The sequence below is a fragment of the Actinokineospora spheciospongiae genome (assembly GCF_000564855.1).
GTDB classification, from domain to species: Bacteria; Actinomycetota; Actinomycetes; order Mycobacteriales; family Pseudonocardiaceae; genus Actinokineospora; species Actinokineospora spheciospongiae.
On the sequence record NZ_AYXG01000039.1, the window covers coordinates 21,269 to 29,667 of the forward strand.

Sequence of the window (8,399 nt, forward strand, 5' to 3'; positions counted from 1 at the left end):
GCGGCGTAACGTCGGTGGGGTGCTGCGCCTTGAGGTGACCGGGGAAGACCTCCTCCGGACCCGGTTCGCCCTTTCGCCCGCGTTCGAGCTGGACGGCCTGCTGCGGGCGTTGGCGGGGGTGTCGCGGGTGCGGCTGCCGCAGGCGTGGCGGGCCCGCCTACGGCCCGCGTTCGATCGCCTCCGCCTGCAGCCCGGTTTCGCCGCGCTGCTGGCCTTGCAGTCCCCCCGGCACGGTGCCGCGTTCGTGACCCCGCCGCCGTCGGTGCTCGCCCAGACCTGGGAGGAGGACGTCGCGCGGGTGCTGGCGACGCCGGTGGGCGTGGCGCGGGAGGAGATCTCGGCCTGTGCCGGGCACCGCCCGGTCGGCGATCCCCGGGTGGCCGCGCTGTTGGGGTCGGCGTCGGTGGTGGAGCACCTGGCCGACGCCCTGACGGCCGCGTGGCACGAGTTGCTGGCGGCGGATTGGCCGCAGGTCAGGGCCGTCTGCGAGCGGGACGTCGTCCACCGGGCCGGGAGGTTGGGCGGCGGTGGGTGGGTGGCCGCCCTCGGCGGTCTGCACCCGAGGGTTCGCTGGGGCGGCGGCGCGGTGGCGGTCACCGGCGTGCCGGGGCGGCGGGTGCGGGCCTCGGACGGGTCGGGGCTCCTCTTCGTGCCCTCGGTGTTCGTCTGGCCGAGGGTGGCCGTGCACCTCGACGCCCCCTGGCCCGCCGCGATCATCTACCCGGCCCGTGGTGCGGCTGCGCTGTGGGAGTCCACGCGCGGGCACGACCCCGACGCGCTGGCGGCGTTGCTGGGGCGGTCCCGGGCGCGGCTCCTGGTGGCCCTGGCGGACCCGGCGGGCACGACCCACCTGGCCCGCAGCCTGGGTCTGGCCGTGGGCGCCGTCGGTGACCACCTGGCGGTGCTCCGGCGGGCGGGGCTGCTCGACCGGGCGCGGGCGGGGCGTTCGGTCCTCTACCGGCGCACGCCCCTGGGGGACGCGCTCGTGGCGGGCGCGTCAGCCCCCCGCGCCCGCCACGGGCGGCTACGCCCCCAGGGCTGAGCGCAGCACCGACAGGCCGCACGGGCCCAGCGCGAGCATCCGGCGGTGGAACTCGCGCGGGTCGGTCCCCTCGGCGTCCGAGGCCGCGCGCAACTCCTGCCACGCGCGCGCACCCCAGGCGTAGGTCAGCGCCTGGCCGGGCCACGCCGCCGAGCGCAGGACGGTGAAGTACAGCGATCCCGCGTCGAACGCCGATTCGGCGGCGAGGAAGGCGGCTGCGCCGTCGAGGGTCCACGAAGCACCCGTGCCCCCCATGGGGAGTCCGGTGTGGACGGAAAGGTCGACCAGGGCCATCGCCACGTTGAGGCGCAGGCCCAGGACGTGGCCGAGGCGCTCCTGCGGGGTGGTCAGGGCGCCCGCGTCGCGCATGAGGCCCTCGGCGTAGACCGCCCAGCCCTCGGCGTTGCCCGCGACGACGGTGTGCGCGGCCCAGGCGGAGGTGGCGGTCAGGACCGCCGTGCCCAGTTGCAGGTGGTGGCCGGGGACGCCCTCGTGGTGCAGCATCGTCGTCTGGTTCCACACCGGGACCGGGTCGGTGGCGGGCACCGGCCAGACCAGGCGGGCCGGGCGGGAGCCGTCCGCCGCGGGCGGGAGGTAGCGCGGGGAGCCGTGCTCGACCGGGACGTGCACCTGCACCGCGCCCAGGCCCGGTGGTGCGACCAGCACCTCCCGGCCCACCGAGGCGGCGGTGTCGAGGCGTTCGACCGCCCAGTCGCGCAGGGCCTCGGGGCCGGTGACGGTCCAGCGGGGGTCGGTGTTCAGCTCGGCGCAGGTCTCCCGGACGCCCCGGGGGGCCAGTGCCGCGGAGGCGGCGCGGAGTTCGTCGAGTTCGGCGACCAGGACCTCGTGGCAGTGGGCCGGGTCGAGGTCTTCGCCGAGGTGGAACCGGGCAGCGGCGCGGTAGCGGTCGACGCCGACGCCGTCTTCGGGGCGGGCGGTCGGCAGGACCTCCTCGGTGAGCACCGCGGCGAGTTCGGCGTAGCCCCGCCGAGCCGCCTCCGCTTGCGGGGAGTCGCCGAACTCGGTGCCCGCGGCCCAGGAGCCGATGGCGCCGAGCACCATCTCGACCTGCCGCCGGGCGGGCGGGAGCGCGGTGGCGCGCAGGGTCTCGGCGTACCCGCGCAGCGCGGCGGGCACCCCGGCCAGTGCTTCGGCGAGCACCGCCGGGTCGCCGTCCCTGGCCAGTTGGCCCAGGTGTTCGCGCAGCAGCACCGGTGGGCAGGTCACCAGGTTCAGCTCGGTGGCCAGCCCGGCCTCGGTGTAGGCGGTCTCGGCGGCGAGGCGTTCGGCGAGCGCGGGGTCGCCGCCCGGGTCGGTGGAGCGCAGCAGCTCGGCCCGGGCGGCGAAGTTCGCCGGGGAGTAGTCGAGGCGGGCGCCGGGGTCGACCGGTGCGCCGGAGAGCGCCGCCCGGACCGGGTCCAGCTCGCTCTGCCGGGCGAAGAAGCGGTCGGCGGCGGATCGGGTGGTGGTCACACGGACCTCATCTCGGCGGGCTCGCGGGTCAGCCGCTTGTGCAGCGGCCCGGTCATCGCCGTGGTCACCAGGGTCATCACGACCAGCGCCAGGTACAGCGCCGGGGTGATGATGCCCGCGGTGAACGCGGCTTGGAGCACGACCAGCTCGGTGAGGCCGCGGGTGTTGAGCAGGACCCCCAGCTCCAGGCTCTCCCCGCGGGTGCTGCCGCCGAGCCGGGCGCCGAGGTAGCTGCCGCCCACCTTGCCCACGACGGCCAGCACCAGCGCCACCCCGATCGCCGCCCAGGGGATCGAGCCGACCTCCGCGGCGAACACCCCGACGCCGGTCACGAAGAAGAACACCGGCACCAGCTCCCGACCGCCGCGGGCCACCGTCTCGGCCACCGGGGTCCAGGTGCCGCGCTCGCCGTCGACCGGCAGGGCGAGGCCGACGGCCAGCGCGAGGATGATCTCGTTGATCCCCAGCGCCTTCGCCAGCAGCGCCACGCCGAGGGCGGCCAGTCCGATGAGGACGATCGTCACCCGGCGGTGCGCCGCGGCGGCGGCGCGCACCCGCCCGATCCGCAGCAGCCTGCCGAGCGAGGTGATGACCAGCACCACCCCGACCAGCATCCCCAGCCTGCCCAGGACCGACAGCAGGTCCCCCTCGCCGGTGGCGCCGGTGATGGCCACCGCGAGCACGGCCCAGGCGACCAGGTCGATGAACGCCGCGGCGCTGAGCGCGAGCCGGGCCGCGGGGGTGTCCATCCGGCCGCTCTCGTCGAGGATGCGGGCCAGCACGGGGACCGCGGTGACGGTCAGCGCCACCAGCATGACCAGCACGAACGACGTCGTCGGCGCCGAGCCGCGCAGGTCGGTGCCCTGCCCGCCCACCCAGAGCGCCATCAGCAGGCCCGCGGCGGCGGGCAGCAGCATGGCCCCGGTCGCGGTCCAGACCAGGGACCGGGCGCGCGGGATGCCCGCGCCCACCTTCAGCTCGTGCCCGACGCCGACCAGGAACAGCACCAGGCCCGCGTGCGCCACCGTGTTCAGCGCGTCGAGCCTGCCCTCGCCCAGCAGGGCGGTGCGCACGCCCTCGCCGCCGACCCACAGCAGGAACGGGCCGGTGAGCAGGCCCAGGACGATCTCGCCGACGACGCTGGGCTGGCGCACCGCCCTGGCGAGCAGGCCGCCGAGCTTGGCCACCGCCAGGGTGACCACCAGGGCACCGAGCAGCAGCCCCAGCCAGCGCAGGGAATCAAGCATGGCGAACTCCGGATTCTCAGGTCGCGACGGGAACGGGGAGGACGGGTGCGGGTCACGCACCTTCGCTGAGCAGGCCGATGGCCGTGCGGGAGCGGGCGACGACGCTGGCGACCGCGGCCCGGGAACCCACGCCCAGCTTGGCGAACACCCGGGCCAGGTGGGCCTCGACGGTCTTGTCGCTGACCCCGAGCCGCTGGGCGATCTGCCGGTTGGTGCGCCCGCTGGTCACCAGGTCGGCCACCTGCCGCTCGCGGGCGGTGAGCGTGGCCAGCCCGGCCCGGGGCTCCGGCGGGGCCTGCGTGGCCTTGGCGAGCCTGCGCTGCTCGGCGACCGCGCGCTCGACCAGCGCGGCGGCCCCGCATTCGCGCAGCAGTTGCTCGGCGCGGAACAGCTCGGCGGCGGCCTTGGCCTGCTTGCCCGCGGCGAGCAGCGCCGAGGCCGTCACCAGCCGGGCCCGGCCCGCGAGCAGCCGCCTGCCCGCGGCGGTGAACGCCGACTCGGCCTGCGCCCCGTGCAGGGCCGCGGCGGTCGGGTCGCTGCCGGTGAGCACCTGGGCGCGGGCGAGCGCGGCGAACCCGGCGCGGTGCGGTTCGGCCGGGTCGAGCCGTTCGGCCCAGCCCCACGCGGCCTCCGGCCTGCCCAGCGCCAGTTCGGCGCGCACCACCAGTTCGGCGACCTCGGCGCGGGCGATCGGCGGCACCGCCGCCAGTCCCCCGTCGCCGACGACCGCGCGGACGGCGGTGACCGCGCCCTGCGGGTCGCCGTGCAGCAGGCGGGCCTCGGCCAGGGCCAGCCAGGCCAGCGACCACCACAGCCCGCGGCCGGGTTCGGCGGCCCTGGTCGCGGCCAGCCCCGCCTCCACCGCGGCGGAGGTGGCGCCGCGGTGGGCGAGCGCGCGGCAGTGGGCGTAGAGGGTCATCGTGCGCAGCTCGGTGCCGGGCAGGCCGATCCCGGCCTCCACCGCGGCCTCGGCGGCCTCGGCGGAGGCGGGGACCGCACCGAGGTCGAGCTGCGCGGCGGCCAGCACCACCAGCAGCCGGGTGGTGTCCACCGACCGCCCGGACGAGCGGGCCAGGACGAGCGCGTGCTCCAGGTGGCGCACCGCGGCCGTCGACTCGCCCAGGTGCACCTCGCACCAGCTCAGCCAGACCACCCCGTCGAGGTGCACCGCCACGTCCACGTCGGCGAGCCGGTCCACCCGCCCGCCCGCCTGCGCCACCAGCTCCGCGGCGGCGTCGAAGCCGCCCGCGACCACCTCGGCCAGCGCGGCGGCGGCCAGCGCGCTCACGTGCAGGCCGCGGTCGCCGAGCCGCAGCGCGGCGCTCACCGCCTGCTCGGCCCAGACCGGCTCGGGTTCGACGCGGCAGGCGCCGGTGCCCGCGAGCACGGCGTTGACCGTCCGCTCCAGCCGCAGCGCCACGGCGTCGGCGCTGTCGGCGCGCTGCCCGCCGGAGAGCTCGTCGTCGACGCAGCTCACCGTCTGGGCGTGCCGCCCGAGCAGCCGGGTGATCCCGGCGCGCTGGGCGACGAGCCGGGTGCGGGTGTCCCGGTCGTCCTCGTCGACCATCTCGATCGCCCGCACCAGCGCCGCCTCGCTCTCCACGAGCTGCCCGCCCCGCGCGTGCGCCTCGGCCAGGCGCAGCAGCAGTTCCCTGCGCCGGAGCCGGAACTCGGGCGGGTCGGGCAGCAGCCGCAGCGCGGTCTGCAACCACTGCGCGGCCACCGCGGGGTCGCGGTCCAGCGCGTCCCCGGCGGCGTCGGCCAGCACCCGGGTGGCGTCGGTGTCGCCGACCCCGGCGGTGCGCTCGACGTGCGGGGCCATCGCCACCGCCGAACCACCGCGGGCCCGCAGCGCCTCGACCGCCCTGGTGTGCGCGGCGATCCGCCCGCCCGCGCCGATGGCCCGGTAGGTGACGTGCCGCACGACCGGGTGGCGGAAGACGAACCGCGACGAGGAACCGAGCTGGCGCACCAGGTCCCGGCAGGCCAGCTCGTCCATCGCGGCGAAGACCTCGGCGGTGCCCAGGCCCGCCACCTCGGCGACCAGGCACACGTCGAACGGTTCGCCGAGCACGGCCGCGGCCTGCGCCGCGGCCAGGGTCTGCGGGCGCAGCGCCGTCAGCTCCGCGTGCAGCATGGCCGTCAGCCGCGGGCACGGGCCCTCGGCCTCGGCCGGCCTGCCGCCGCGCCGGGCGTCGGCGAGGACCTCCAGGTAGAACGGGTTCCCGCCGCTGGCGCGGTAGAGGGCGGCGCGACCGGCCTGCCCGACGGCCGGGGTCAGCGCCTCCAGCAGCTCGTCCGCGGCGGTCGGGGTCAGCGGGCCCAGGTGCAGCACCTGGAGCAGCCCGTACCGCGCGGCGGAGCTGAGGGTGGCCGCCAACCTGGCCACCGCCTGCTTGGGCCGGTGCGCCACGGCCAGCAGGACCGGACCGGCGGGCGGGTGGCGCACCAGGTGCCCCAGCAGGTCCGCGGAGTCCGGGTCGGCCCAGTGCACGTCGTCGAGCAGCAGCGCCAGGCCGTGGCCGCCCGCGATCCGGGTGAGCAGTTCGCGCACGGAGTTGAACAGCCGCCTGCGCTCGACGTCCTCCGCGCACGCCGCCCGCTCCGGGGAGCCGGGTGCCACGCACCCCAGGTGCTCGAAAGCGGGCGCCAGCAACGGATCGGCCAGCAGCCGGGCGCGCTCGGCCTGCGCGAGACCGGCCAGGTAGTCGTCGACGGCCTCGGTGAACAACGAGAACGGCACCTCGCGGCCGGGTTCGCCGCCGCGGCCGGTGAGCACGGTCATCCGCGAGGCCGCGGTGTCGCGCCGCAACTCCAGCAGCAGCCGGGTCTTGCCGATGCCCGGCTCGCCGATGACCTCGATGGTGCGGCTGTGCCCCCGTCCCACGTCGGTGACCGCCCTGGAGAGCAGCTTCAACTCCGCCCCGCGTCCGAATATCGAACGGGTGGGCGCGTTGTCACGGTTCACGATCGCTTCGGGTTCAATAAGAAAGCCGCCGTGGAAAAGCTGGCCCCCGATGGTGCGCCGAACATGATACCCAGGCGCATTGCCCCAACTCCTCATGCTCAAGCCCGAACTGTCCCAAACTTGTCTACCGCCGCAGCCGATTCCAGGCAAGCAGCCCCAGTAAACTCACCCGGACGGTCGATCCCTAAAACACGTAGCGTGGTGGGGTCGGAGTTGTTGGGCTGAACGGGGAAGTCAGGGATTTCCCTAACTTGCCGGACCACCCCCGGGGCCGCATAAGCTGGCGACCACGGCCAGGAGGGGGTTGACGGCTGCACTGGCCGCCGGCCGCGAAAAGCCCCCGAACCGCTCGGCTCGATTGAATTCCTCTCGAACGCACAGCGGTCCGGCACGCGTCGAAATATTCGGCGAAACCATTGCGGCCTCGATTTCAGGAGTGGTCATGCGGGAACTGGTGGATTCGACGCCGATCGCGGGCGATCCGGCCGCGCTGCGCGCCGCGATCGCCGATCGGGGCTATGTGTTCCTGCGCGGCCTGCTCGATCCGGCGCCGATCCGAAAGCTCGCCCGCGACGTGCTCGGGGCATTGCAGCGCGACGGCTGGCTGGCCGGGGGCGCCGACCCGGAGCGGGCGGCGCTGAGACCCCCGGCCAGGGACTTCAAGAATGCGAACTTCGTCCCCGGATACACCGATGTCCAGAGAATCGAATACCTGCACGCCCTGCCGCACGACCCGGCGCTGACCTCGGTGTTGCGCGCGCTGGTCGGCGAGGACGTCTTCTGCCACCCGCGCAAGGTGGCCAGGCTGGTCTGGCCCGCCGGGCTGGGCACGACCCCCGGGCTCTACGTGCACCAGGACTTCGTGGTCGAGGGCGTGGCGGACATGTTCACCACCTGGGTCCCGTTCGTCGACTGCCCCCCGGAGCTGGGCGGGCTGGCCATCCTGACCGGGTCGCAGAACGAGGGCGTGCAGGCCAGGTTCGACGCGGTCGACCCGGACGACGAGCGGTGGGCGAGCACCCACTACCGGGTGGGCGACGTGCTGCTGTTCCACTGCCTGACCGCGCACGGGGCACTGCCCAACCGGACCGACCGGCTGCGCCTTTCGGCCGACTACCGGTGGCAGTCGGCGAGCACGCCGGTGCCCGCCGACGCCCTGGGCCCGCACCTGGCGGGCGCGCTGCCCGGGTGGGACGAGCTGGGCGCGGACTGGGCGGACCGGTCGTGGGTGGCCCCGCCGGAGGGGGTGCGGGTGGTCGAGCGCAGCGGCGGCGAGGCGGCCGGGGTGCCCGCCTCGCGGTTCGTCACCGTGCCGGAGCAGAGCCCGGCCGAGGGCGAGCACGTGGTGCTGGCGGGCCTGTTCAACAACCTGCGCGACGCGTTCCGCCCGACCAAGGCGGGCGACCGGGAGGCGGTGGTGGACTACCGCATCGCCGGGGAGGGCACCGACCACCATTGGCAGCTCGTGGTTTCCGGCGGCGAATGCGCGGTGGCCGCCCGGCCCGATTCTGTGGGCCAGGTCACCATCAGCGCCTCGTTCGCCGACTACCTCAAGATCGTTTCCGGGAAAATGGACCCGATGGGCGCGCTGGGGTCCGGGCGGTTGCGCATCGAGGGCGCCGCGGAACTCGCCGTCGAACAGTTGAACTGGTTCCGGGACTAGGACGGT

The 8,399-nt window shown here is 75.7% G+C and carries 5 protein-coding genes; 2 read left to right on the forward strand and 3 right to left on the reverse strand.

Annotated features, from left to right (window positions below):
• Positions 1–19: 19 nt before the first annotated feature.
• Positions 20–1,042 carry a DUF5937 family protein gene (locus UO65_RS04730; RefSeq protein ID WP_052020722.1) on the forward strand — a complete coding sequence of 341 codons (1,023 nt, stop codon included), beginning with the start codon at positions 20–22 and terminating at the stop codon, positions 1,040–1,042.
• Here the strand turns inward: UO65_RS04730 and UO65_RS04735 are convergent.
• From UO65_RS04735 to UO65_RS04745, 3 genes are read right to left on the reverse strand one after another with little or no spacing between them, the layout of a single operon-like run.
• Positions 1,025–2,515: a DUF885 domain-containing protein gene (locus tag UO65_RS04735; protein WP_035279098.1), complete on the reverse strand. Its 1,491-nt coding sequence runs from the start codon at positions 2,513–2,515 to the stop codon at positions 1,025–1,027. The two genes, UO65_RS04730 and UO65_RS04735, sit on opposite strands and share 18 nt — an antisense overlap.
• On the reverse strand, positions 2,512–3,762 hold the full coding sequence (locus tag UO65_RS04740; protein ID WP_052020724.1) for a cation:proton antiporter: 1,251 nt from the start codon (positions 3,760–3,762) through the stop codon (positions 2,512–2,514). Before UO65_RS04740 ends, UO65_RS04735 begins: the two co-directional genes overlap by 4 nt.
• 52 nt (positions 3,763–3,814) lie before the next feature.
• The gene (locus UO65_RS04745) at positions 3,815–6,826 is read right to left on the reverse strand and encodes a helix-turn-helix transcriptional regulator (RefSeq protein ID WP_084175318.1); all 3,012 of its coding nucleotides are present in this window, start codon (positions 6,824–6,826) and stop codon (positions 3,815–3,817) included.
• Positions 6,827–7,172: 346 nt separating this feature from the next.
• On the opposite strand from UO65_RS04745, the gene UO65_RS04750 reads away from it, so the two are divergent.
• Positions 7,173–8,393: a phytanoyl-CoA dioxygenase family protein gene (locus UO65_RS04750; protein WP_035279102.1), complete on the forward strand. Its 1,221-nt coding sequence runs from the start codon at positions 7,173–7,175 to the stop codon at positions 8,391–8,393.
• The last annotated feature ends 6 nt before the right edge of the window (positions 8,394–8,399 follow it).